We start from the raw sequence: 24613 nt of genomic DNA, 5'->3' as shown, positions 1-24613 counted from the left end.
AAGCTGGCGCTGAAGTGATCAACTAGCCGCCGATTGGTGTTGTGTCCGCTGGTGCTCTAGCAACTCTGCCAAGAAACGCCCGGTGTGGCTCGCTGGATTGTGCGCCACCTCGCTGGGAGTTCCTCAGCAATGACTCGACCGCCACCGTTGCCGCCTTCAGGACCCATATCGATCACCCAGTCCGCCGACTTGATGACGTCCAGATTGTGTTCAATGACAAGCACGCTGTTGCCCTTATCGACCAAGGTCTGCAGGACACCCAAGAGCTTGCGGATGTCCTCAAAGTGCAAGCCCGTCGTGGGCTCATCAAGGACGTAGATGGTCCGACCAGTCGAGCGCTTCTGCAGCTCGGAGGCCAACTTGACGCGCTGGGCTTCGCCACCAGACAGCGTGGTGGCTGGTTGCCCGAGCCGGACGTAGCCCAGCCCAACCTCGTTCAAGGTTTTCAGGTGTCGAGAGATTGCCGGCACGGCGGCAAAGAAGTCAGCGGCTTCTTCGATCGGCATGTCCAAGACGTCGGCAACTGTCTTGCCCTTGAAGTGGACTTCCAGCGTTTCTCGGTTGTAACGGGCACCGTGACACACCTCGCACGGGACATAGACATCGGGTAGGAAGTTCATCTCAATCTTGAGAGTTCCGTCGCCGCTGCAGGCCTCACAGCGGCCACCCTTGACGTTGAAGGAGAAACGGCCTGGCTGATATCCGCGGATCTTGGCTTCGGTGGTCTCAGCAAAGAGCTTGCGGACGTGGTCCCAAACACCGGTGTAGGTCGCCGGGTTGCTTCGTGGGGTCCGCCCGATGGGGCTCTGGTCAACATGCACGACCTTGTCTAGCTCGGCCAAGCCTTCGACCTTGCGGTGGCGGCCTGGCACGTGCTTGGCCCCGTTGAGCTTGTTTGCCAAGACCTTGTAAAGAATCCCATTGACCAGAGTCGACTTGCCTGAGCCAGAAACACCGGTGATCGCCACCAAGTTGGCCAGCGGGAACTCGACACTGACATCGTGCAGGTTGTTTTCGCGGGCACCAACGACCTTGATCGTTCGACCATCCTGAGGTCGCGTCTGCTTAGGGATCTCGATCCGTCGCCGGCCTGAGAGGTACTCCCCTGTCATCGACTCCTTGTTGCTCAGTAGCCCTTCGACTGGGCCAGAGTGCACTACGTGACCGCCATGTTCGCCAGCCCCCGGGCCGATATCAACAACCCAGTCAGCAGCGTGAATGGTGTCTTCGTCATGCTCAACCACGATCAAGGTGTTGCCAAGGTCGCGCAGACGAGTCAAGGTCCCGATAAGCCGCTGGTTGTCGCGCTGATGCAGACCGATCGATGGCTCATCGAGAACGTAAAGGACTCCGACCAGCCCCGAGCCGATCTGGGTTGCCAAACGGATTCGCTGGGCTTCGCCACCGGACAGCGTGCCGGCGGGACGACTCAGGGACAAGTAGTCAAGGCCAACATCGAGCAGGAACCCCATGCGGGCTTCGATTTCTTTGATCACTCGCTCGGCAATCTTGAGCTCGCGTGGCGTGTATTCGACCGAGGTGAGGAACTCCGCGCACTCATTGATGGGGAGCGCGCAAATGTCAGCGATGCTGCGGCCGCCCACCTCGACGGCCAGGGATTCTGGCCGCAGTCGAGTGCCGCGACACACGGGGCACGGCACTTCGCGCATCAGCGACTGATAGCGCTCACGCGAACGGTCCGATTCAGTCTCGCGGTGTTTGCGCTTGATGTAGGGGATGACTCCCTCAAAACCGGTGGAGTATGAGCGCTCGCGGCCAAAACGGTTCTTGTATTGGACGTGGACCTTGTGCTGATAGCCGTTGAGGATCGCGTCCTTGCCGCGCTTAGGCAGGGCACGCCAAGGGGTGTCGAGGTCAAACTTAAGATCTTCACCCAAACCGCCGATAACTCGCGCAAAGTAGTCCATCAAACCACCGCCGCTGGACCAAGGGATGATCGCGCCGTCACGGATGGACATTTCCTCGTCGCTGATCACCAACTCGGCATCAACTTCCAACTCCACACCGATGCCCGAGCACTCCAGGGGCACCGAAGGGGTTGTTGAAAGAGAAAGAGCGCGGCTCCAACTCATCCATTGACAGGGGTGGTCATTGGGGCAGGCGAGCTTTTCCGAGAAGCGTCGTTGATCTGGCAAGCCGTGCGGGTTTCGCTCGGGATCTGCAGCGTCGACAAACTCGACCACGACGACGCCATCAGCCAAGCCCAACGCCGTCTCGACGGAGTCGGTCAGCCGTCGTTTGACCTTCGGGTCATCGCCCTTGGCCACCAATCTGTCCACGACAACCTCGATGCTGTGCTTCTTTTGCTTCTCCAGCGTCGGCGGCTCAGCGAGCGAGACGATGTCTCCGTCGACGCGGGCTCGAGAGAATCCCTTCACCTGCAGGTCGGCAAACAGGTCCACAAACTCACCCTTGCGGGCGCGCACAACCGGGGCTAGCACCTGGAAGCGAGTGCTTTCCGGCAAGTCCATCAGCCGGTCAACAATGTCCTGCGGAGTTTGACGACCGATTGGCTCGTGACAGGTGGGGCAATGCGGGTGGCCCACTCGTGCGTAGAGCAACCGGAGGTAGTCATAGACCTCGGTGATGGTGCCCACAGTCGATCGCGGGTTGCGGTTGGTTGACTTCTGATCAATGGAGACTGCAGGGGACAAACCCTCGATGAAATCGACATCCGGCTTGTCCATCTGGCCCAAAATTGGCGGGCATACGCCGAGAGCGACTCGACATACCGGCGTTGGCCCTCGGCAAAGATTGTGTCAAAGGCCAAGGATGACTTGCCGGAGCCGGAAAGCCCGGTGAACACGACTAATGAGTCGCGCGGAATGTCGATCGAGACGTCTTGCAGGTTGTGTTCTCGAGCCCCGCGGACAACTAATTTGTCGTGGCGGGCGCGTGGGGAACTCGTTTCAACTGGCACAAACCCCATGCTAAGTGGACTCACTGACCTCCTCATCGGTAAGATCGAGTCACCTGTCGGGTCAGCGTGGCCCCGACCGTCTCGACTCGACGAATAATTCGTCCTGCCCCTGAACGGTGAACATGAGCCCAGACACAACTTATTCCACAGCTGGCCGTAGTCCTGAAGGCCTCTATGACGGTGCGCACGAGCATGATGCTTGCGGCGTTGCCTTTGTTGCCACCTTGCGTGGCGTCCCGACTCATCAGATCGTGGCGCACGCCCTGACAGCACTGCACAACTTGACCACCGAGGGGCCGTCGGCGCCGAGCCTGATTCTGGCGATGGCGCCGGGATCCTCACCCAGTTGCCTGACGAGTTTTTCCGCTCGGTGCTTGACTTTGAGTTGCCCGCACTCGGCTCTTACGCCGCTGGCATCTTCTTCTTGCCCTCAGATGGCAGTGCCGATGACGTTGTTTCGCAAATAGACGACACTTTCGCCTCGCTGGATCTCACTGTCCTGGGTTGGCGCGAAGTCCCCGTCGAAACCCACATGTTGGGATCGATGGCACTCGCGGCAATGCCGGTCATGCGCCAGGTATTCGTCAGTGGGCCAAACGGAGAAAACGGCCTCGCTCTTGAGCGGCGGGCCTGGTTCGCCCGCAAGGCCATCGAACGCCGCACCGAGACGTATCCGGCCTCACTGTCGACGCGGACCATCACCTATAAGGGAATGCTGACAACAGACCAGTTGCCTGCATACTTCTCGGATCTGGGCGACGAGTTATACACCAGCACGCTTGCCATCGTGCACTCGCGTTTTTCGACAAACACCTTCCCGTCGTGGCCGCTGGCGCACCCGTATCGCACCATCGCGCACAACGGTGAAATCAACACGGTCCGCGGCAACCGCAACTGGATGAACGCCCGCGAGAGCAGTCTCGCGAGTGAGGTCTTCCCGGGCAGCTTTCCGAGGTCATGCCGATCTGCACCCCCGGAGCGAGCGATTCCGCGACCTTTGATGAAGTCCTTGAACTCATCCACCTCGGTGGCCGCTCGCTGCCGCACGCGGTGATGATGATGGTTCCAGAGCCGTGGGAAAACAACACGGAGATGGACCCGGAGCTGCGGGCTTTCTACGCCTTCCACGCCAGCCTGATGGAGCCCTGGGATGGACCGATGAACTTGGTGTTCACCGATGGCACCCAGGTCGGTGGCGTGTTGGACCGCAACGGCCTGCGCCCATCGCGCTACTGGGTCACCAACGATGGCCTCGTGGTCCTGAGCAGCGAGTCTGGTGTTCTTCCGTTGGATCAGAGCACCATCATCAAGAAGGGCCGTGTTGAGCCCGGCCATATGTTTTGGTTGACACGGCAGCCGGAGAGATCGTGGACGACAAGGCCCTTAAGGCCGAGTTGGCTGCTACCGAGCCCTACGCCGACTGGCTAATGGACAACCGAGTCGACGTCAAGGATCTCCCCGAGCGTGCGCACGTTCGCCACACCCACGCCTCCGTCACTCGTCGCCAGCAAATCTTTGGCTACACCGAAGAAGAGTTGCGGATCCTGCTCGCTCCCATGGCGCAAGCCGGATCGAGCCGCTGGGTGCGATGGGTTCCGACACCCCGATCGCAGCCCTCTCTCAGCGACCGCGATTGCTCTTTGACTACTTCGTCGGAGCTTTGCGCAGGTCACTAACCCACCGCTGGACTCGATCCGTGAAGAGGTTGTGACGTCGCTCAAGGCCGCAACCGGCCCGCAGAGCAACTTGCTGGGCTCATCGCCGTTGCACTGCCGCCAGGTCGAGCTCGACTTCCCGGTGATTGACAACGACGAGTTGGCTCGGCTGCGGCACATCAACCTTGACGGAGACCACCCCGACTTCGCTCCCGTCGTGATTCGCGGTCTCTACCGCGTCGACGACGGCGCTCAAGCGCTTGAGGCCCGCCTTGAAGAGATCTTTGAGCAGGTAACTAGAGCTGTTGAGCGCGGCGTGTTCTTCGTTGTGCTCTCAGACCGGCACGCTGACCGCGAGCATGCACCCATCCCGTCGTTGTTACTGACCAGCGCCGTGCACCACCACCTGGTACGTCAAGGCACGCGAACCCAAGTCGGTCTCCTGGTTGAGGCCGGCGACGTCCGCGAGGTGCACCACGTAGCGACCTTGGTTGCCTACGGTGCTGCCGCAGTCAATCCCTACTTGGCGATGGAAACCGTCGAGGACCTGTGTCGTTCGGGCCAGCAACTCGATGGGCTCGACCCTGAGGTCGCTATCCGCAACCTGATCAAGGCGTTGGGCAAGGGTGTGCTCAAGGTGATGTCCAAGATGGGCATCTCCACTGTGAGTTCTTACCGCGGAGCACAGACCTTCGAGGCTGTCGGCCTCTCACAGGCTGTCGTTGACCGGTGGTTCACCGGCACCACAAGCCAGATCAGCGGCGTTGACCTTGACGTCATCGCGTCTGAGGTGGCCCAGCGACATTCTGTCGCCTACCCGCTGTCGGGCATCCCGCCATACCACCGTGATTTGGAGGTTGGTGGCGAATACCAGTGGCGCCGTGAAGGACCACCGCACCTCTTCAACCCAGAGACGGTCTTCCGACTCCAGCACGCGACCTGCAGCAAGCGCTACGACATCTTCCAGCAGTACACCGACCTGGTGGACAACCAAGCCGAGCAGTTGATGACGTTGCGTGGGCTGTTCAAGACTGAATCTGACCGGGAGCCCATCTCGATCGATGAGGTCGAGTCGGTTCGCGACATTTGTGCCCGGTTCTCCACCGGCGCGATGAGTTATGGCTCGATCTCAGCCGAGGCTCACGAGACCTTGGCGATCGCGATGAACCGGTTGGGTGGTCGATCCAACACCGGTGAAGGCGGCGAGGATGTTGAGCGACTGCTTGATCCAGAACGCCGTTCGTCCATCAAGCAGATTGCCTCCGGTCGTTTCGGCGTCACCAGCGCATACCTCACCCATGCCGACGACATTCAAATCAAGGTGGCACAGGGGGCCAAGCCCGGCGAAGGTGGACAGTTGCCTCCCGGCAAGGTCTATCCCTGGATTGCTAAAACTCGGCACTCCACCCCCGGCGTTGGATTAATCTCGCCACCGCCGCACCACGACATCTATTCGATCGAGGATCTTGCTCAACTGATCCACGACGCCAAGAATGCGAACCCGTCGGCGCGGGTGCACGTCAAGTTGGTGAGTCAAGTCGGCGTGGGCACCGTTGCTACCGGCGTTTCCAAGGCGCACGCCGACGTGGTCCTGATCTCTGGGCACGACGGCGGCACCGGTGCTAGCCCGCTAACGTCGTTGAAGCACGCTGGCACACCTTGGGAGCTTGGCCTGTCGGAGACTCAGCAAACTCTGCTGGTCAACGGTCTCCGCGACCGCATTACCGTGCAGGTTGATGGTCAGTTAAAGACCGGTCGCGATGTCTTGATAGCCATGTTGCTCGGCGCGGAGGAGTTCGGCTTTGCCACCGCTCCCCTCGTCGTGTCCGGCTGCGTCATGATGCGGGTTTGCCACCTCGACACCTGCCCGGTGGGTGTTGCTACCCAGAACCCAATCCTGCGGGAGCGGTATGAGGGCAAGGCAGAGTTTGTCGTGACCTTCTTTGAGTTCATTGCTGAGCAGGTTCGCGAGCTCATGGCCTCCATGGGCTATCGGACGATTGATGAGCTTGTTGGGCGCAGCGACTTGGTCAACGTCGACGCTGCCATCAAGCACTGGAAGGCTTCTGGGCTAGACTTGTCCCCGGTCCTGCACCAGCCAGAGTTGCCGGAAGGCACTCCGTTGCGCCGAATGGTCGCGCAGGATCATGGGCTGGACAAGGCTCTGGACCACGAACTGATTGCGGCCGCTCAACCAGCCCTGCTAGACGGCACGCCGGTGCAGGCGACGTTTGATGTTCGCAATGTCAACCGCACCGTGGGCACCATGCTGGGTCACGAAGTCACTAAGGCTGGCGGCCCTTCCGGCTTGCCAACCGGCACGATTGACTTCACCCTCAACGGTTCTGCGGGGCAGTCTTTTGGTGCTTTCTTGCCAGCCGGCATCATTCTGCGGCTCGTTGGGGACGCCAATGACTATGTCGGCAAGGACTCTCCGGTGGCCGCATTGTCGTGCGACCGCCGCAGGAATGCCCGTTTGCTGCCGATGAGCAAGTCATCGCTGGCAATGTGATCGGTTATGGCGCTACCTCAGGTCAACTCAACTTGCGCGGGCGGGTTGGTGAGCGCTTCTGTGTGCGTAACTCCGGCGCCCTTGCTGTCGTTGAGGGGGTTGGTGACCACGCCCTGGAGTACATGACTGGCGGCACGGCCATCATCCTTGGCACCACCGGTCGCAACCTGGGCGCTGGGATGTCGGGAGGCAACGCGTACGTGCTTGACCTCGACGAAAGCCGCGTCAACTCGTTGGCGACCAGCACAGGCGATCTCACACTGACCCGCGTTGACCCCGAGTCTGGTCAGGCTGCGGAACTACTGGCTCAGATTCAGGAGCACTTCGAGTTAACTGGGTCCGTCGTCGCACAAGCGCTACTCGACGACCCTGCTACCTCGCTGGCGCGATTCACTCGCGTCACGCCCCGTCACTACGCCAATGTCCTGCGCATCCGCGAGGAAGCACAAGGCCGGGGTCAAGACCCTGATGGCTCAGAAGCTTGGCAACTCATTTTGGAGGAATCTCGTGGCTGATCCCAGAGGCTTTCTGAACACACCCCAGCGCGAAGCGCAACCGAGCCGACCTGTCCCGGTGCGGATCATGGACTGGAAAGAGGTCCACACCGCACAGGACGACACTGTGCTGCGGCGTCAGGCCGGCCGCTGCATGGACTGCGGCATCCCCTTCTGCCATCAGGGCTGTCCCTTGGCAACCTCATTCCCGAGTGGAATGACCTGACTCGGCGAGGCAACTATCGCCAGGCGATCGAACGTCTGCACGCGACGAACAACTTCCCAGAGTTCACGGGTCGTTTGTGCCCCGCGCCCTGTGAGACCGCCTGCGTGTTGAGCATTTCCCAACCGGCCGTCACCATTAAGCAGGTCGAGGTCTCCATCATTGACCGCGCCTTCGACAATGGTCTGGTCACTGTCCATGAGCCCGAATGGCTCAGCGGAAAGACCGTGGCCGTCATCGGTTCGGCCCTGCCGGTTTAGCCGCAGCCCAACAACTGAGCCGAGCCGGGCATACCGTGATTGTGTATGAGCGCGACGACGCTGTCGGCGGCTTGCTGCGCTACGGCATCCCGGAGTTCAAGATGGAAAAGTCGGTCATCGACCGACGACTCGTCCAGTTGCGAGGCGAGGGCATTCGCTTCCGCACGGGTGTGGCGATCGGGGCCGAGGGGCACCTGAGCCTTGAAGATCTCCGTTCACGTTTCGATGCCGTCGTCCTCGCAACAGGCTCGACAGTCCCTCGGGACATCGGTGCCGAAAATGCGAAGTCTGAAGGCGTCTACCCGGCGATGGAGTATTTGGTGCCCGCCAATCGAGAATCGCTGGGCGCCGAGCGAGGCATCGACGCAGAGGGCAAGCACGTCGTCATCGTCGGTGGTGGTGACACCGGGGCTGACTGCTACGGAACCGCGATCCGCCAGGGAGCTGCCTCAGTCACCCAACTGGACATTCGACTCCAGCCAACCGACGAGCGTCCCGGTCACCAGCCATGGCCGACCTACCCGCTGATTCACCGGGTTGGTGATTCTCATGAGGAAGGCGGCGAACGCGTGTTTGGCGTCAACACCCTTGAGGTGCTTACCAACGACGACGGTTCCACGCGTGCCCTCAAGATCGTCGAGGGCGAGCGGATCGACGGACGGTTCGACGCCTATGCGGGCACGGAGCGGGAGATTCCGGCCGACCTGGTGCTCATCGCACTCGGCTTCACCGGCCCCGACTCAGTGGTTGACCCCGCGGGCCTGCTCCCCCGCACCAAACGCGGCAACTTCGAACGTGAAGATGACTACGCAGTGCCCGGCGAAGAAGGACTCTTCGTTGCCGGTGACGCTGGTCGAGGGCAGTCTTTGATCGTCTGGGCCATCGCTGAAGGCCGCGCGGCGGCAGCCACCGTCGACGCATACCTCACCGGTGCAAGCATCCTGCCGGTGCCAGTCAAGGCAAGCGACAACCCGATCACTGTGTAGCAACGAGGGCTTGTTGACCTGCATCTGATCAACAGTTTTATGCCGGGCAGTCGATGACTCATAGACTGCCCGGCATGACTGTTTCTCAGCGGCGTTCAGCAGATTCCGGCTGGCCTGGTCATGTCACACCCGGTGATCCTGCCTGGGGCTATGTTCCGCACAGCGCCAACCAACCAGCGCCTTGGACTGTCCGCAAAATTAGCGTGTCTGAGATGAACAACAACGTCTACCTGGTGACGAGTCAGGCCACGCAAGCGCAGATTTTGATCGACGCCGCAGCCGAACCCGACAACGTTATCGGCCTTATTGAGAGCCAGAGCAGTCGCCTTGATGCCGTTGCCACGACGCATTCGCACTGGGATCACCACCGTGCCCTCACCGACGTGGTGCAGCGCTACGCATGCACGTCAGCTGCCGGAGTCGCTGATGCCGCCGGTATGCCGGTGCACCCTGACCTCAAACTTCAACACGGAGACTCGCTCCGTGCAGGCGACCTCAAACTCAAAGCCATCGCTCTGCGAGGGCATACTCCTGGATCGACAGCCTTCTGCCTTTCTGCGGCGGGGAGTCCGACTGTGCTCTTCACTGGAGACAGCCTCTTCCCCGGCGGTCCGGGCGCCACCCAAACCCGCAAGATTTCGCGTCACTGATGTCAGACCTGCGCTCGCGGATTTTTGACGTCTTCGACGACGACACCATCGTGATGCCTGGACATGGCGACAACACCACAGTCGGTCAGGAGCGCCCCTTCTTGGACGAATGGGAAGCCCGAGGGTGGTAGCAACGACTGAGGGCCACCGGCCCCCAGCCAACCCGGTGGTGTTGGTTCTGGCAGCGGTCGTCTCTGTCCAGTTCGGCGGAGCCTTGGCAGCCACACTATTGCCGACCATTGGCGTCATTGGGTCCGTGGCGTTGCGGTTGGCGTTTGCCGCCGCCATTTTGATGGCGATTGTCCGCCCCAAACTCTTAGGGAGGACATCGTCAGACTGGGCCACGGTGACCGCCTTTGCGGTCGCGCTGACGGTGATGAACCTGGCCTTTTATGCATCACTGCTGCGCCTGCCCATCGGCGTCGCCGTCACTATTGAGTTCCTGGGGCCCTTGACGCTAGCTGCGGCGCTGTCTCGCAAGGCGCGCGACCTGGCCGCTGTTGGTGCCGCGCTCCTAGGCGTGGTGCTAATCTCCGAGATCTTCAGCACCTCGTGGTCCGAGATCGACTTCGTCGGCATCTTGTATGCGCTGCTCGCCGGGGCCTGTTGGGCTGGCTACATCGTGTTGAGCGGTAAGACCGGCCAGCGATTCGGCGGCCTTGACGGGATTGCCATTTGCTTGGTGTTGGGGTCCATCGTTTTGGTCCCCATCAGTGTCTTTACCGCTGGGGCGCAACTCCTCGAGGGGAGGTTTTGCTACGAGGTCTAGGCATCGCTCTGCTCTCGTCCGCGATCCCCTACTCACTTGAACTCTTAGCATTGCGCAGCCTGAAGCCCGGCGTCTTCGGGGTGTTGCTGTCCCTGGAGCCCGCTGCTGCTGCGCTGGCGGGGCTGATTATTTTGGGCCAAACCCTGGATCTCATCCAACTGGGCGGGATGGCGTTGGTGGTCATGGCCAGCATTTTGATCATGGGCAGGAGAGGGCCGGCCGCAACGACGAACCCACTCGATGAGAGCGCTGGACCTGGCGCGACTGGGCCTTAGCCTTGGCTCATGCAACTCATTGACCACGACACGCTGGGGATGGCTGAACTCGTTGAGCTGTATGACTCGGTCGGCTGGTCGACGTACACCGCACAGCCTCGGGATCTTTTTGAGGGCGTGCGGCGGTCGACTTATTGGGTCACCGCTCGGGATGGGATACGTCTGGTGGGCCTAGCCCGTTGCGTCAGCGATGACTACTCGATCATGTATTTGCAAGACATCCTGGTCCGACCAGACCACCAGGGCCAAGGCGTCGGTAGCCAGCTGATTCAAAAATGTCTGAGCCGATTCGACCATGTGCGTCAACAGGTGTTGCTCACCGATGATGAGCCAGCACAGCATGCGCTCTACCGCTCGGCAGGCTTTGCAGACGTCGCAGGCCTAAAGAACAACGCCCTTCATGCCTTTGTCAGCATGAAGGGCGTTGAGTTGAGCTAGGTGTTTCTCAGTCGGTCGGGCTGTTCAGGGCTTCCTTCTTAGCGTCCCGGCTGCTCTTGATCAAGCTAGCAATGGCGGTGATTGACAGGATGCCGATGATCAGGACCAACGAGAGCCAGATCGGGACCTCCGGGATGGCTTCAATGTGCTCGCCGCCGTTGATAAACGGCAGGGTGTTTTCGTGCAGCGCGTGCATGATCAGCTTGACGCCGATGACAGCCAGCAAGATGGACAGGCCGATGCTGAGATAGACCAATCTCTGCAGCAGGCCGCCGATCAGGAAGTACAGCTGACGCAGCCCCATCAAGGCGAAAACATTCGCCATCAAGACCAGATACGGCTCTTGGGTCAGGCCGAAGATTGCCGGGATCGAGTCAAGGGCAAACAGCAAGTCAGTGGTGCCCAGCGCCAAGATCACGATGAACATGGGGGTGAGAACCTTTTTGCCATTCTCGACAGTGCGGAGCTTTACCCCGGCGTCCCAGGACTGCGTGACCGGGAATCGCTTCTCAACCCACTTCAACAGTGCGTTCTCTTCGTACTCTTCTTCCTCATCGTCTGCCATGCTCTCGCGAGCGAGTTTGATGGCCGTGTAAATCAGGAAGGCGCCAAAGATGTAGAACACCCAGGAGAAGTTGTTAATCGCCGCTGCACCAACAGCGATAAAGATCGCACGCAAGAAGAGCGCGATGACGATACCGATCAGGAGCGCCTCCTGCTGGAACTTACGGGGCACACCGAACTTGGCCATGATGATGATGAAGACAAACAGGTTGTCGATGCTCAGGGAGTATTCGGTGAGCCATCCGGCGTAGAATTCGCCAGCGAACTGCCCGCCCGAGAAATACCAAACCCCCAGCCCAAAGAGGATGGCAGAACCGACGTAGATGCCCAGCGCGGTGCCAGTTTCTCGGTTGCGAGGCACGTGTGGCCGACGGCCTAAGACGACAATGTCGTACAGAAAAACAAGGGAAACCAGCGTGATGCTGATTGCCCACACCCAGGTGGGTACGTTCATGAACAGGCCTTCCGGTCTTCGTTGAGTTGACCGGAGGTCTCTCCCACCAAGTGATGACTTGGCCGATTCCCCGGGCAGAGTCGCGGACAGCGTCTGTGGCTGACCGCCGCACTGTCAACCGTGATGACGAGGCAATCGTTGAACGGGGATACTCCCCTCCGACATCGGCAATGATGCCATAGAACCGGCTCCTCGAACGGCGGCATCCCCTTGTGGTCGTAATGAAACCACCCAAGTCCGGCAGATCCCATTCTCTTCTGCCGCAGAGAGCCTGCCTCGGTTACTTCTGTTACTCCGTGGCGGCCCGCATGGCCCGCAACTCCTTTTTAAGTCAGACACTTCATCGCGCAGTCTTGCAGCCAACTCGAAATGCAGATCGGTGGCTGCTTGGTGCATCTGGTCAGTTAGCTGGTGGATGAGCTCCGCCAATTCGCGAGCCGGCAGATCTTCACGCTTGCGGCCACCGGCAACCTCCGCGTCTGCCATCACACCAGCGGCACTTCGCTTGCCACGAGATTGGCTGCGCCCACTGCCCATCAGAGCTTCGGTGTCGGCATCTTCCCGCTCGAGTAGATCGGTGATGTCGGCAATCTTCTTGCGCAGCGGTTGGGGGTCAACGCCGTGTTCTTTGTTGTAGGCGACCTGCATCGATCGGCGGCGGTTCGTCTCGTCAATGGCATGCTCCATGGACGGGGTCATCTTGTCCGCATACATGTGAACTTGGCCCGAGACGTTGCGGGCAGCACGACCGATTGTCTGGATCAGCGAACGGGAGGATCGCAAAAAGCCCTCTTTGTCTGCGTCCAGGATGCTGACCAGTGAGACTTCTGGCAAGTCGAGGCCCTCGCGCAGCAGGTTAATGCCGACGAGCACGTCGTACTCCCCCATCCGCAACTCACGCAACAACTCAACGCGTCGCAGCGTGTCGACTTCTGAGTGCAGATATCTCACCCGAACGCCCTTGTCGAGCAGGTAGTCGGTGAGGTCCTCGGCCATCTTTTTGGTCAAGGTGGTGACGAGCACTCGCTCGTTCTTCGCCGTTCGCAAACTGATCTCATGCAACAAGTCGTCAATCTGCCCCTTGGTCGGCTTCAGGATGACTTCGGGGTCGACGAGCCCGGTCGGTCGAATGATTTGTTCGACTACACCGTCGGCCTTCGCCATCTCGTAGTCACCCGGGGTGGCCGACAAATACACCGTTTGGCCGATCCGCTCCAGAAACTCCTCCCACTTCAGTGGGCGGTTATCCATCGCGCTGGGGAGCCGGAACCCGTGATCGACGAGAGTGCGTTTGCGCGACATGTCGCCCTCGTACATCGCGCCGATCTGCGAAACCGTCACGTGGGATTCGTCGATGACGAGCAAGAAGTCTTCCGGGAAATAGTCGAGGAGGCAGTTCGGCGCTGATCCACGCTCTCGGCCATCGATGTGCAGAGAGTAGTTTTCGATACCGGAGCATGAGCCGATTTGGCGCATCATCTCGACATCGTAGGTAGTGCGCATCCGCAGTCGTTGAGCCTCGAGGAGCTTCCTTCGGCCTCAAATTGGGCCAACTGCTTTTCTAGCTCGGCCTCGATGGTCCCGATTGCTCGCTCCATGCGCTCGGGGCCAGCCACATAGTGAGACGCCGGGAACACGTACATTTCTGACTCTTCGCGAACGACCTCACCAGTCAGCGGATGCAAGGTGTAGATGCGCTCGATCTCATCGCCGAAGAACTCCACCCTGATGGCCAATTCTTCGTACTGCGGGATGATCTCGACCGTGTCGCCGCGAACCCGAAAGGTCCCTCGAGTGAAGGCCATGTCATTGCGGTTGTACTGCATTTGGACGAAGCGCCGCAGCAGATCATCTCGCTCCATCTCATCGCCAACACGCAGCCGAACCATCCGGTCGACGTACTCCTGAGGAGTCCCCAGACCGTAGATGCAGGAAACCGACGCGACCACAACGACATCTCGCCTGGTCAACAAAGAGTTGGTTGCCGAGTGGCGCAGGCGTTCAACCTCATCGTTGACCGATGAGTCCTTTTCGATGAAGGTGTCCGACTGCGGGACATAAGCCTCAGGTTGGTAATAGTCGTAGTAGGAGACGAAGTACTCGACAGCGTTATTTGGGAGTAACTCTCTAAACTCGTTAGCCAACTGCGCCGCAAGCGTCTTATTGGGAGCAAGCACCAATGTGGGGCGCTGCACTTCTTCAATGAGCCAGGCCGTCGTCGCGGACTTTCCGGTGCCGGTGGCACCGAGCAAAACGACGTTCTCCTCCCCGGCTTTGATCCGCGTCGACAGCTCTTTGATCGCCCTCGGCTGGTCGCCGCTGGGATCAAACTCGGCTTCGACAGTCAAGGGCGCAACGGTGCGTTGCAGATCGGTCGTAGGGCGCATACATACATCGTAGGTCGGGGGTCTGACAGACCCCTGAGCAGGAGGTGGGCACCCCTCCCAACGTCTATTCAGGTGCACGACAGGCAAGTCCAAGGTCAGCGTGCATTGGTCATATCTACGGATATATGAGAAAGTAAAGTTCTTGCCTTGTGCGCGCACAGTTGCGCGTTGACCGCAGTGCGTCCCGCTTCCCGCGGTTGTATGCGCTCGGATCCGTCACCGCACGGGCTGTAAACCATCACGATCCCTGAGGAGAACCGTGAAAGAAACTGCTACGGCCGAGAAGTCGGCCAGCAAGAGTAGCGAAGCAGGTGCCGAGGCCGCAAAGTTGGCGCCAAGGGTTTTCTACCCGGCTGCCGCCATCATCATCGGTGTCGTCATCGTGGCTCTGGTGTCCCCCGAAGCCACCAGCAAACTGGTCAGCACCGCAGGGTCGTCAGTTATCGACACCCTCGGCTGGTACTACGTCCTGATCACCTTTGGCTTCATTGTCTTCTGTGGCTGGCTTGCTATCTCGCGTTTTGGCGAGATCAAGCTTGGCCGCGATGACGAAAAGCCCGAGTTCAGCACTGTGTCATGGTTCGCCATGCTGTTCAGTGCTGGCATGGGTATTGGTCTGATGTTCTGGGGCGTTGCTGAGCCCTGAACCACTACGCATCGCCACCGCCCGGCGTCGAGGGCTCCAACGCCGATGTGGCTAGCGCTGCCATGGGCCGGACCTTCCTACACTGGGGAGTCCACGCTTGGGCGATCTACGTTGTCGTCGGTTTGGCTGTTGCCTACGCCGTGCACCGCCGGGGCTTGCCGGTCTCGATCCGCTGGGCGCTGCAGCCACTCTTGGGTGACCGCGTCAAGGGCTGGTTGGGCGACGTCATCGACGTTGTTGCCATCGTCGGAACCATGTTCGGTGTTGCCACCTCGCTGGGCTTCGGTGTCAGCCAGGTCGGTGCCGGTACAACGTTCCTGGGCTTCACGGACGAGAACTCCGCAGGCCTGCAGGTTGGATTGATCATCGCCATTACGCTGATCGCCACCGCGTCTGTGGTTTCCGGACTAGGCGCCGGCATGAAGTGGCTGTCCAACATCAACTTGGGCTTGGCCGGCATCATGCTGATCTCTGTCCTGATCCTTGGGCCCACGCTGTTCCTGTTCCGCGACTTCGTTGAGGCGACGGGTTACTACATCCAGAACTTCATCGGCATGAGCTTCGACACCCTCCCCTACCAGGGCGAGCCTGGCGAGTCCTGGCTCGGCGGCTGGACTACCTACTACTGGGGCTGGTGGATGAGCTGGTCGCCATTCGTCGGTATCTTCATCGCGCGTATCTCGCGTGGCCGTACCGTTCGTGAGTTCATCGTCGGCGTCCTCTTGGTCCCGACGCTGCTCACCATGGCATGGTTCGTCACCCTCGGCGGGACCGCTCTCTACCGTGAGGTCCAGGGCGAAGGTGGCTTGATTGTTGATGGTGTTGTCAGCACTGACACCGCGCTGTTCCAGATGCTGGAAGGGCTGCCTGGCGGTCCGATCTTGGCCGGTATGGCTTTGCTGATGATCGTTGTCTTCTTTGTCACCAGCTCGGACTCCGGTTCGTTCGTGGTCGACATGATCGCGCACGGTGGAAGCCCGAACCCACCCACCTGGAGCCGCGTGTTCTGGGCACTGCTTGAGGGCGCTATCGCTGCAGCCTTGATCTGGTCTGGTGCCCAGGGTGGTGCCACTGGCGGTCTTGCTGCGATGCAAACGCTCGCGATCTTGGCTGCTGCGCCGTTCTCGATTGTGATGATCTTGGCTGCGATTTCCACGGTCAAGGCGTTGCGAGCAGAGCACAAGGAGAAGTTGCGCCTTGAGCATGCTGTGTTGTTGCGTGAACTCGCAAACGAGACCGCAGAGACACTCACCACAGGAGACTCTGGTGAAGAATTCGCTGCTGCAGTGAGTGGCTATGGAGACGCTAGCAACTCTGAGTCAAACGACTCTAAGTAGTAGGTCGCCGCGCTAGTGAGGCGCACAGACAAAGGGCCGTTGGTGGATAGCCACCAATGGCCCTTTGCTGCCGTGATCGAAAGGGACCGACGCTAGCCCTGCACCCCCCGGGCGGCAGAGCGTCCGCATACTCAGCCAGTGCTCTGCCGTAGCCGTCAAGATGCGGGATCAACGCATGCAAGACAGTACGCAGAGCCTCCCCTTGGCGGCCCTCATCAAACTGGGCCAAAGCCAAGAAGGCCAGCCGAGCGGACTCGTCCACCCCAGCATCGTCTAGGGACTCCAGCAGCCTCACCGCCTCGGTGCTCTGACCGACGTTGCGCAGCGAACTGGCTAGTTGGATCACCACACGATTAGCCCGCTCACCTCTCAACCCTGCTGTCAGAGCCGCGCGATAGAGCGGGATAGCCTCTGCTTCGAGGCCAAATGAATCGCGAACTGCTGCCAGTTCAAAGAGGCCAGCGGCATCCCCCGGTGGCCGCTCCGACACCAACCGGTCAATTATGGCGATCGCCCCGGCAGGATTGTCTTCGTCGTAGTCGTGCTCGTAGAAGTCTTCGATCTTCTGATCCCACAAAGCATCGCTCATCGGCACAGCCTGCCACATCGCCTCAAGCTCGACGCGCTGGTGCGCATCAGTGCGATTCGCAGTAAAGCGCCCGGTTCGCGTGTTTACCCATGCGAACGGCGCGCAGATGCGCGAATCGCACTTTGGCTCAAGCACGCACGCTCCACCGGGCAGAAAGCCCCGCTCACCAATGGGTGAGCGGGGCTTCTGGACTAGCTAAGGGTTAAACCTCAGCCACCGGTGAGCTTCTCGCGCAGTGCAGCCAGGGCTTCGTCCGAAGCCAAGGTGCCAGCGGAGTCATCTGCCGGAGCGGCCTCTGCTGCCGAGGAGTAAGAACTCGACGACGAAGAGGAGCTGCTCGAAGAAGACGAGGAGGAGGAGCTGCTCGAGCTGGAGGACGAAGCAGCAGCCTCGTCGCCAGCCTCAGCCTCGGCTGCGGCGGCTGCCTCAACCTGAGCCTTGTGAGCTTCCCAGCGCTCGTGAGCGTCGGCGTACTCCTTTTCCCACTTCTCGCGCTGCGTGTCGAACCCGTCGAGCCATTCGTTGGTCTCGGGGTCGAAGCCCTCGGGGTACTTGTAGTTGCCCTGCTCGTCGTACTCTGCGGCCATGCCGTACAGAGTCGGGTCGAACTCGGCAGCAACAGCCTCGTTGGCCTGCTTCAGCGACAGCGAGATCCGACGACGCTCAAGGTCAATGTCGATGACCTTGACGAAGATGTCGGCGTTGACCTGAACAACCTGCTCGGGCAGCTCCACGTGGCGCTCGGCCAACTCGGAGATGTGCACCAGGCCCTCGATGCCGTCTTCGACGCGCACGAACGCACCGAACGGAACGAGCTTGGTGACCTTACCCGGCACGACCTGGCCGATGGCGTGGGTGCGTGCGAAGTGCTGCCACGGGTCTTCCTGCGTTGCCTTGAGCGACAGCGAGACACGCTCGCGGTCCATGTCAACGTCGAGAACCTCAACCTTGACGTCGTCGCCAACCTCAACGACCTCGCCCGGGTGGTCAATGTGCTTCCAGGAAAGCTCGCTGACGTGAACCAGACCGTCGACGCCGCCACCCAGGTCCACGAATGCACCGAAGTTGACGATGCTGCTGACGACGCCAGTTCGAACCTGGCTCTTCTGCAGCTCCTTGAGGAAGGTGGTGCGGACCTCGGACTGGGTCTGCTCCAACCATGCACGACGCGAAAGCACAACGTTGTTGCGGTTCTTGTCGAGCTCGATGATCTTGGCCTCGATCTCCTTGCCGACATACGGCTGAAGGTCGCGGACACGACGCATTTCGACCAGCGATGCGGGCAGGAAGCCACGCAAGCCGATGTCAAGGATGAGGCCACCCTTAACGACCTCGATGACGGTACCGGTGACGACACCGTCTTCTTCCTTGATCTTCTCGATCGAGCCCCAGGCACGCTCGTACTGAGCACGCTTCTTGGACAGGATCAAACGACCTTCCTTGTCCTCCTTCTGGAGAACGAGGGCCTCGACGTCGTCACCAACGGTGACAACCTCGGACGGGTCGACGTCGTGCTTGATGGCCAGCTCACGCGAGGGGATAACACCCTCGGTCTTGTAGCCGATGTCAAGCAAAACTTCGTCGCGGTCGACCTTGACGATAATTCCCTGAACGATGTCGCCATCGTTGAAGTTTTTGATCGTGGCGTCGATCGCCGCAAGCAATTCTTCCTCAGACCCGATGTCATTGATCGCGATCTGGGGGGTGGCCTTATCGGCCGTAGTGGCAGTCATGTAGAAGGGACTCCGTTGTGTGGACATGTGATGTGGGACGATGACTCGACTGTCGCGAACGAGTCATCGTTTATGGACAAGTTGTGCACGCCAAAGGCACACGCCTGGCGCACAGCAACCCTAACGCGTCGGAGAAGTGCAGGTCAAAATAGCCGCCAAGGAGGATGGATTGAACACCGAACCCGAGGATTCAGGCTCCGTTCGGCACGAACCCCTCGGCCAAGGTGAGAGCGTTTCGGCTAGTCAGCGCTGGTGGGACGCAGAGGCACCGTCCTATTACCGCGAGCACGGGGAGCAGCTAGGCGATGTGCGGCTCTCCTGGGGGCCAGAGCAGGTCACTGAGGCTGAGCTTGGAGTGCTCGGGCCACTCGAAGATCGCGATGTGCTGGAGTTCGGTGCTGGCTCGGGCCAAGGTGCCCGCTGGTGCTCTGACCAGGGCGCCCGAGCCATTGCCAGTGACCTGTCTCTGGAAATGCTCCGGATTGGCCAACACATCGACCAGGAGCAAGGCGTTGCTCCGGATGGCTACGTGACAGCCGACGCGGCCGGGCTGCCGTTTGCCGACGAATCGTTTGACGTCGCCTTCTCGGCCTACGGCGCCTTACCTTTGTCGCTGATCCGCATCTAGTCCTGCGCGAAGTAGCCCGAGTCTTGCAACCCGGTGGCAGGCTCGCATTCTCGCTGACGCACCCTATTCGGTGGGCTTTCCTTGATGAGCCAGGCCCCGACGGCCTCAGTGTCGCCCACTCCTACTTCGACCGCGATCCATATGTCGAGCGTGACGCGAACGGCACTGCAACTTATGTCGAGCACCACGTCACCTTGGGAGACCGAGTCCGACAGATCCGCCGGGCAGGCCTAGTCCTCGAGGACTTGGTCGAACCGGAATGGCCAGCGAGCAACACTTCAGGGGGGGGCGGGTGGTCACCGTTGCGCGGCGCTTACCTGCCAGGGACCGCTATCTTCGTGGCGACCAAGCCCAACCAGCACTAGTGCGCGGCGTCGTGCCAACTGCGGCCAACACCGACGTTCACGTCCAGGGGCACGGCGAGATCTGCGGCGGCACCCATCTGCGCACGCACCAGTTCCTCAACCTGGTCGCGTTCACCGTGCGCGACCTCAATCACTAGTTCGTCGTGCACCTGCAGCAGCACTCGAGACTTCAACCCGGTTGAGACCAGGGCCTCCTCGACCCCAAGCATGGCTACCTTGATGATGTCGGCGGCAGAGCCCTGAATCGGTGCGTTGAGCGCCATCCGTTCAGCAATTTCGCGGCGCTGGCGGTTGTCTGAGGTGAGGTCGGGCAGATAGCGGCGACGACCGTGGATTGTCTCGGTGTATCCCGTCCGGCGAGCTTCGTCCACAACGTTGCGCAGATAGTCACGCACTCCCCCGAACCGCTGGAAGTACATGTCCATCAGGCCCTTGGCCTCTTCGGTTGAGATCGTCAGCTGCTTTGACAGACCAAACGCTGACAGGCCATAGGCCAAGCCATAGCTCATGGCCTTGATCTTGGACCTCATCTCAGCAGTAACGTCGGCTGGTTCCACCGAAAACACCTGTGAGCCAACAAAGCGGTGCAGGTCTTCGCCAGATCGGAAGGCCTCGATCAGCGCATCGTCGCCCGACAAGTCAGCCATGATCCGCATCTCGATCTGGCTGTAGTCAGCAGACAGAAGAGTGTCGAAGCCCTGGCCGACCACGAAAACTTCGCGTATTCGGCGCCCTGCCTGAGTCCGAATCGGGATGTTCTGCAGATTGGGGTCGGTGGAACTGAGGCGTCCAGTCGCAGCGATCGTTTGTTGGTATGTCGTGTGGATGCGTCCGTCGTCCGAGACGGACTTCAGGAGCCCTTCCACCGTGACACGTAAACGAGTGGCGTCCCGGTGCCGCAGCAATGCCTCCAGGAAGGGGTGCTCGGTCTTGGCGAATAGCCCGGCCAGAGCATCTGCATCGGTGGTGTAGCCCGTTTTGGTCTTGCGGGTCTTGGGCAGCCCCAACGTCTCGAACAGCACTGTCTGCAACTGCTTGGGAGACCCGAGGTTGATCGTGTCATCGTCGATTGAGTCCCAGGCGTCGCGCTGCGCCTGAGCAACTTGGTCGGCAAACTCCGACTCAAGCGCCTGGAGCCCTTCGACATCTGCCGCGATGCCAGCTTGCTCCATACGCGCCAGCACACCGACTAGGGGCAACTCCATCGTTTGCAGCAACTCCATCGCCGCGACCTCAGCCAACTTGTCGTCTAAGGCGACAGACAGATCGTGGGTCGCTCTAGCGCGGACCATGCACTCCTGCGCCGCGGCCGAGTCATCCTGACCCAAATCGAGCGACAACTGATCCGAGGCACCCGCGTCCTGGGAAGGCATCAACTCGCGTTGCACATACCGCAGCACCAGGTCACCCAGGTCATACGACCGCTGATCGGGTCGCACGAGGTAGGCAGCAAGGGCAGTGTCGCTAACCAACCCCGCGCTCAATGGCAGCCCGCGAGCCGCAAGGGCGTGCATCAACACTTTTGAGTCGTGCGCAACTTTGACCGTGTCTGCTGATGCAAGCCACTGCTCCAGCGCTGATTCATCGGCAGCAGAAGTGTCCGCGAGGTCTACGTAAGCGGCCTTCTCTTCCGTCGCCAAGGCGAGGCCTTGGATGTCGCCTGTTCCTCGGCTGACTTGCCCGATCATGGCTAGACCCACGCGGACACCTGCAGCGGCATGTTGGGCTAGCCAGTCGCTGCACTCCCCCGCTGCCAGCGAAACACCTTCAACGTCGAATCCACCATGGCCCTCTGGCTCTTCGCCACCAGATTCCAGGGTAGCGAAGAGCCGGTCGCGCAAAACTCGGAACTCCAAGCCGTCAAAAACCCGATGGACCTCGTCGCGGTCCCACTGGTGCCGTTCAGTGTCGGCCAAGGAAACGGGCAATTCCAGGTCTCGTATGAGGCGGTTCAACTTGCGATTTCGCAGCACGTTTTCCAGGTGATCACGGAAGGCTTGACCGGCCTTGCCAGGCAGTTCGCCTGCTGAATCGACAATGCCCGGGAGACCGCCAAACTTAGCGATCCATTTGGCCGCCGTCTTGGGACCCACGCCGGGCACGCCTGGCAGGTTGTCCGAAGTCTCGCCCACCATCGCAGCAAGATCGCTGTACTCGTCCGGGCTGACGCCATACTTTTCCTGCACTGCGTCGGGTGTCATCCGCGCCAGGTCGGAAACACCCTTACGCGGATAGAGCAGTGTGGAAGTTGGGCTCACCAACTGGATAGCGTCCCGATCACCGGAGCAGATGAGCACCTCGGTGCCGTTGTCGAGCGCTTGGTGGTCAACGTGGCCAAAATGTCGTCGGCCTCAAACCCGTCAAGCTCAAGATGAACAATCTTGAGCGCGTCAAGCACCTCTTTAATCAGCGGCACCTGACCAGCGAACTCAGAGGGAGTCGTTGCTCGGCCAGCCTTGTACTCGGCGTATTCGGCGGTGCGAAAGGTTGCTCGAGATTTATCGAAGGCCACCGCCACGTGCGTGGGGGCTTCATCCCGCAGCACATTAATCAGCATGGAGGTGAAGCCATACACCGCGTTGGTCGTTTGCCCCGTTGTGGTGGAGAAGTTCTCCGCGGGTAGAGCAAAGAAGGCGCGATAGGCCAATGAATGTCCGTCAAGAAGCAGCAGTCGACTCACACGTGGCAGCCTAGGCGCTATGACTGACAACCCCACATCCCGCCTGTCCGCCGAAGAGTTGCTCGAGATGGGCAACGGCACACTCGCTGAACTGATGGGCATCGAGATCACCGAGGCCTCAGCAGATCTCACGAGGGGCTCCATGCCGGTTGAGGGCAACACGCAGCCCTATGGCCTACTGCACGGCGGTGCCAGCGTGGTGTTGGCCGAGACTCTGGGCTCGATCGCATCGATGCTGCATGCCTCTCCTACCGGAATCGCTGTCGGCGTTGACATCAATGCCACTCATCACCGTGCCGTTCGCTCAGGAAGGGTCTACGGAGTTGCCACTCCCCTGCACCGTGGGCGCACCATGGCCACCTACGAGATTGTCATCACCGATGACCAAGATCGCCGCTGCTGCACTGCGCGCATCACTTGCGCTGTCCTGCCCAAACCCAAGGATTCGAAGTAGTCATTCCTTGATGGGCACGGCAGCCATCTAAGGTCATCCTCGTGGAAGCAGCCTTTCCGGCGTCGGGACTCTCATCAACATCATCACCATCGTCATCGGTTCACTCGTCGGGATGGCGCTTGGCCATCGCTTGCCTGAGGGGGTCAAGTCGGTTGTCACAGATGCGTTGGGCCTCGTCACGCTGCTGGTCGCCGGGCTATCCGCCGTCGAAGTCACTAATCCAGCGTTAGTCGCAGCAGTTGGTGAGGGCGTGCCCATGCTGGTTGTCCTTGGCAGTCTCTTGATTGGTGGCATCATCGGGTCTCTGCTTGGCATTGAGCGCCGCCTGGCTGCGCTCGCTGGCGTGATTCAAGGATGGACGTCCCGACACGCGTCAGCTTCGACAGAAGTCTCGCGCACAGCCGATGTCACTGATGAGCACGCTCCGCTGGGCGAGCCCACGGCCCGAGAACGATTTATTGAGGGCTGGCTGACCACGTCGCTGCTGTTTTGCATTGGTCCCTTGACGATCCTGGGCTCGTTGAGCGACGGGCTAGGGCTCGGCATCGACCAACTGGTCTTGAAGTCATCCCTCGACCTGTTCGCCGCCATGGCCTTTGCCGCATCGTTCGGTGTTGGCGTGCTCTTCTCAGCCGTATCCGTTGGTGTCGTTCAAGGCAGCCTCACCTTGATCGGAGTGGCCTTGGGATCGATCGTCCCCGATGCCCACATTGCCGCGCTCACTGCGGTTGGTGGCTTGCTCTTGGTGGGGATTGGCCTTCGTTTGTTGCGGATCAAGGACGTGCCGGTTGGCGATATGCTGCCGGCCATTTGGTAGCGCCAGTCCTGGTGAGCGTCCTGGCATCGTTTACCTAGATTCAGGACGAAAGAGGAGTAGCCAGCGCGCTGGTTACCCCTCTTTCACGATCTGGGCTCTTTTGCCCTACTTTTGGTGCCCATACCTGAGATCACGGCGTCGGCGACCTCGCGCATCGACAAGCGCCGATCCATCGCTGCTTTCTGAATCCACCGGAAGGAGTCGCCCTCCGACAACTTCAACTGCTGCATCAGCAGGCCCTTAGCTCGGTCCAACCGCTTACGCGTCTCGAAGCGCTCCGTCAGATCAGAAACTTCGTCCGCCAAGGCCTGACGCTCTTGCCACCTGGCGCGAGCGATATCGAGAGCCGGGAGGACGTCGTGAGCGCTGAAAGGCTTGACGACGTAAGACATCACGCCAGCGTCGCGGGCCCGCTCAACCAACTCACGGTCGGAGAAAGCAGTCAACATAACGACGGGCGCCAGGCTCTCGTTGCCGAGGACCTCGGCAGCGGTGATGCCATCCATCCCAGGCATCTTGACGTCCATGACGACAACGTCTGGTGTGTGCTCGCGCGCTGCTGCGATGGCCTGTTCACCGTCAGAAGCTTGAGCGACGACGATGTGGCCAGCCTCTTCAAGCATTTCGGAGAGATCCAAGCGGATCAAGGCTTCATCTTCAGCGACAACGATCCGCAATCCCTTGGGCTGCGGAGCCACATTGCGCGGCATGTCCGCGGGCGTTGGGGTGGCCATTGCCTCTGGGACTTGATCGTCC

General features: G+C 60.4%; 15 protein-coding genes and 5 pseudogenes. 12 read left to right on the top strand and 8 right to left on the bottom strand.

Translation table 11 applies throughout. From position 1 onward, the window contains the following. Positions 1-56 precede the first annotated feature (56 nt). Positions 57-2708: an excinuclease ABC subunit UvrA gene (uvrA, locus tag L0A91_RS03685; protein WP_235246514.1), complete on the bottom strand. Its 2652-nt coding sequence runs from the start codon at positions 2706-2708 to the stop codon at positions 57-59. Between the two features lie 355 nt (positions 2709-3063). Here uvrA and gltB point away from each other — a divergent pair. From gltB to L0A91_RS03655, 8 genes and pseudogenes are all read left to right on the top strand, one after another. Continuing rightward, positions 3064-7623: pseudogene (gene gltB, locus L0A91_RS03680) on the top strand (glutamate synthase large subunit). Then, a pseudogene (locus L0A91_RS19530) lies at positions 7529-8085 on the top strand (hypothetical protein). Before gltB ends, L0A91_RS19530 begins: the two co-directional pseudogenes overlap by 95 nt. A gap of 41 nt (positions 8086-8126) precedes the next feature. Beyond that, positions 8127-9071, top strand: a complete 945-nt coding sequence (locus tag L0A91_RS19525) for an FAD-dependent oxidoreductase (protein WP_397333845.1) — start codon at positions 8127-8129, stop codon at positions 9069-9071. Between the two features lie 74 nt (positions 9072-9145). Continuing rightward, on the top strand, positions 9146-9721 hold the full coding sequence (locus L0A91_RS03670) for an MBL fold metallo-hydrolase (protein WP_311197991.1): 576 nt from the start codon (positions 9146-9148) through the stop codon (positions 9719-9721). Beyond that, positions 9721-9852 carry a hypothetical protein gene (locus tag L0A91_RS18235; protein ID WP_311197990.1) on the top strand — a complete coding sequence of 44 codons (132 nt, stop codon included), beginning with the start codon at positions 9721-9723 and terminating at the stop codon, positions 9850-9852. Before L0A91_RS03670 ends, L0A91_RS18235 begins: the two co-directional genes overlap by 1 nt. Continuing rightward, positions 9846-10490, top strand: a complete 645-nt coding sequence (locus tag L0A91_RS03665; RefSeq protein ID WP_235245909.1) for a DMT family transporter — start codon at positions 9846-9848, stop codon at positions 10488-10490. Before L0A91_RS18235 ends, L0A91_RS03665 begins: the two co-directional genes overlap by 7 nt. Further along, complete coding sequence (locus L0A91_RS03660; protein WP_311197989.1) at positions 10397-10765, top strand: EamA family transporter; 369 nt, start codon at positions 10397-10399, stop codon at positions 10763-10765. The genes L0A91_RS03665 and L0A91_RS03660 overlap by 94 nt, the downstream gene beginning before the upstream one ends. A gap of 9 nt (positions 10766-10774) precedes the next feature. After that, positions 10775-11203 (top strand): GNAT family N-acetyltransferase, encoded by a 429-nt coding sequence (locus L0A91_RS03655; protein ID WP_235245907.1) that lies wholly within the window; start codon positions 10775-10777, stop codon positions 11201-11203. Positions 11204-11210: 7 nt separating this feature from the next. Here L0A91_RS03655 and L0A91_RS03650 read toward each other — a convergent pair whose 3' ends face one another. Together L0A91_RS03650 and uvrB are read right to left on the bottom strand one after the other, a co-directional pair. Continuing rightward, positions 11211-12221 carry a TerC family protein gene (locus tag L0A91_RS03650; RefSeq protein ID WP_235245906.1) on the bottom strand — a complete coding sequence of 337 codons (1011 nt, stop codon included), beginning with the start codon at positions 12219-12221 and terminating at the stop codon, positions 11211-11213. Between the two features lie 289 nt (positions 12222-12510). After that, a pseudogene (uvrB, locus tag L0A91_RS03645) lies at positions 12511-14608 on the bottom strand (excinuclease ABC subunit UvrB). A 259-nt stretch (positions 14609-14867) separates the two neighbouring features. Here uvrB and L0A91_RS03640 point away from each other — a divergent pair. Then, positions 14868-16591, top strand: a pseudogene (locus L0A91_RS03640) (BCCT family transporter). On the opposite strand, the gene L0A91_RS03635 reads toward L0A91_RS03640, so the two are convergent. Next, on the bottom strand, positions 16584-17180 hold the full coding sequence (locus L0A91_RS03635; RefSeq protein ID WP_235245905.1) for a tetratricopeptide repeat protein: 597 nt from the start codon (positions 17178-17180) through the stop codon (positions 16584-16586). The pseudogene L0A91_RS03640 and the gene L0A91_RS03635 sit on opposite strands and share 8 nt — an antisense overlap. 209 nt (positions 17181-17389) lie before the next feature. Beyond that, the gene (gene rpsA, locus L0A91_RS03630; RefSeq protein WP_235245904.1) at positions 17390-18913 is read right to left on the bottom strand and encodes a 30S ribosomal protein S1; all 1524 of its coding nucleotides are present in this window, start codon (positions 18911-18913) and stop codon (positions 17390-17392) included. A gap of 169 nt (positions 18914-19082) precedes the next feature. On the opposite strand from rpsA, the gene L0A91_RS18230 reads away from it, so the two are divergent. Beyond that, the gene (locus tag L0A91_RS18230) at positions 19083-19541 is read left to right on the top strand and encodes a class I SAM-dependent methyltransferase (protein WP_311197988.1); all 459 of its coding nucleotides are present in this window, start codon (positions 19083-19085) and stop codon (positions 19539-19541) included. Here the strand turns inward: L0A91_RS18230 and L0A91_RS18225 are convergent. Both L0A91_RS18225 and polA read right to left on the bottom strand, forming a co-directional pair. Continuing rightward, a complete protein-coding gene (locus L0A91_RS18225; protein WP_311197987.1) occupies positions 19538-19726 on the bottom strand; it encodes a hypothetical protein in 189 nt (62 codons plus the stop codon). The two genes, L0A91_RS18230 and L0A91_RS18225, sit on opposite strands and share 4 nt — an antisense overlap. Positions 19727-19902: 176 nt before the next feature. Continuing rightward, positions 19903-22586 (bottom strand): annotated as a pseudogene (gene polA / locus L0A91_RS03620) (DNA polymerase I). Between the two features lie 19 nt (positions 22587-22605). On the opposite strand from polA, the gene L0A91_RS03615 reads away from it, so the two are divergent. Together L0A91_RS03615 and L0A91_RS03610 are read left to right on the top strand one after the other, a co-directional pair. Further along, entirely contained in the window at positions 22606-23040 is a 435-nt protein-coding gene (locus tag L0A91_RS03615; protein ID WP_235245903.1) for a hotdog fold thioesterase, read from the top strand. 73 nt (positions 23041-23113) lie between these two features. Beyond that, positions 23114-23857, top strand: coding sequence for a DUF554 domain-containing protein (locus tag L0A91_RS03610; RefSeq protein ID WP_397333844.1), 744 nt, complete (start codon positions 23114-23116; stop codon positions 23855-23857). 83 nt (positions 23858-23940) lie between these two features. Here the strand turns inward: L0A91_RS03610 and L0A91_RS03605 are convergent, their stop codons facing one another. Continuing rightward, complete coding sequence (locus L0A91_RS03605; RefSeq protein ID WP_235246513.1) at positions 23941-24591, bottom strand: ANTAR domain-containing response regulator; 651 nt, start codon at positions 24589-24591, stop codon at positions 23941-23943. Positions 24592-24613: the final 22 nt, after the last annotated feature.

The organism is Ornithinimicrobium sp. INDO-MA30-4, assembly GCF_021535045.1.
GTDB lineage: Bacteria > Actinomycetota > Actinomycetes > Actinomycetales > Dermatophilaceae > Ornithinicoccus.
The sequence above is the reverse complement of the archived record's forward strand: the minus strand, read 5'-3'. Positions and strand labels throughout refer to the sequence as shown.

Coding starts and splice junctions, on each gene's coding strand:
- L0A91_RS03605 (WP_235246513.1), bottom strand. CDS start 24,591: ATGGCCACCCCAACGCCCGCGGACATGCCGCGCAATGTGGCTCCGCAG.
- L0A91_RS03650 (WP_235245906.1), bottom strand. CDS start 12,221: ATGAACGTACCCACCTGGGTGTGGGCAATCAGCATCACGCTGGTTTCC.
- uvrA (WP_235246514.1), bottom strand. CDS start 2,708: ATGGACAAGCCGGATGTCGATTTCATCGAGGGTTTGTCCCCTGCAGTC.
- L0A91_RS03655 (WP_235245907.1), top strand. CDS start 10,775: ATGCAACTCATTGACCACGACACGCTGGGGATGGCTGAACTCGTTGAG.
- L0A91_RS03670 (WP_311197991.1), top strand. CDS start 9,146: ATGACTGTTTCTCAGCGGCGTTCAGCAGATTCCGGCTGGCCTGGTCAT.
- L0A91_RS18235 (WP_311197990.1), top strand. CDS start 9,721: ATGTCAGACCTGCGCTCGCGGATTTTTGACGTCTTCGACGACGACACC.
- L0A91_RS03615 (WP_235245903.1), top strand. CDS start 22,606: ATGACTGACAACCCCACATCCCGCCTGTCCGCCGAAGAGTTGCTCGAG.
- L0A91_RS03635 (WP_235245905.1), bottom strand. CDS start 17,180: ATGAGCGATGCTTTGTGGGATCAGAAGATCGAAGACTTCTACGAGCAC.
- rpsA (WP_235245904.1), bottom strand. CDS start 18,913: ATGACTGCCACTACGGCCGATAAGGCCACCCCCCAGATCGCGATCAAT.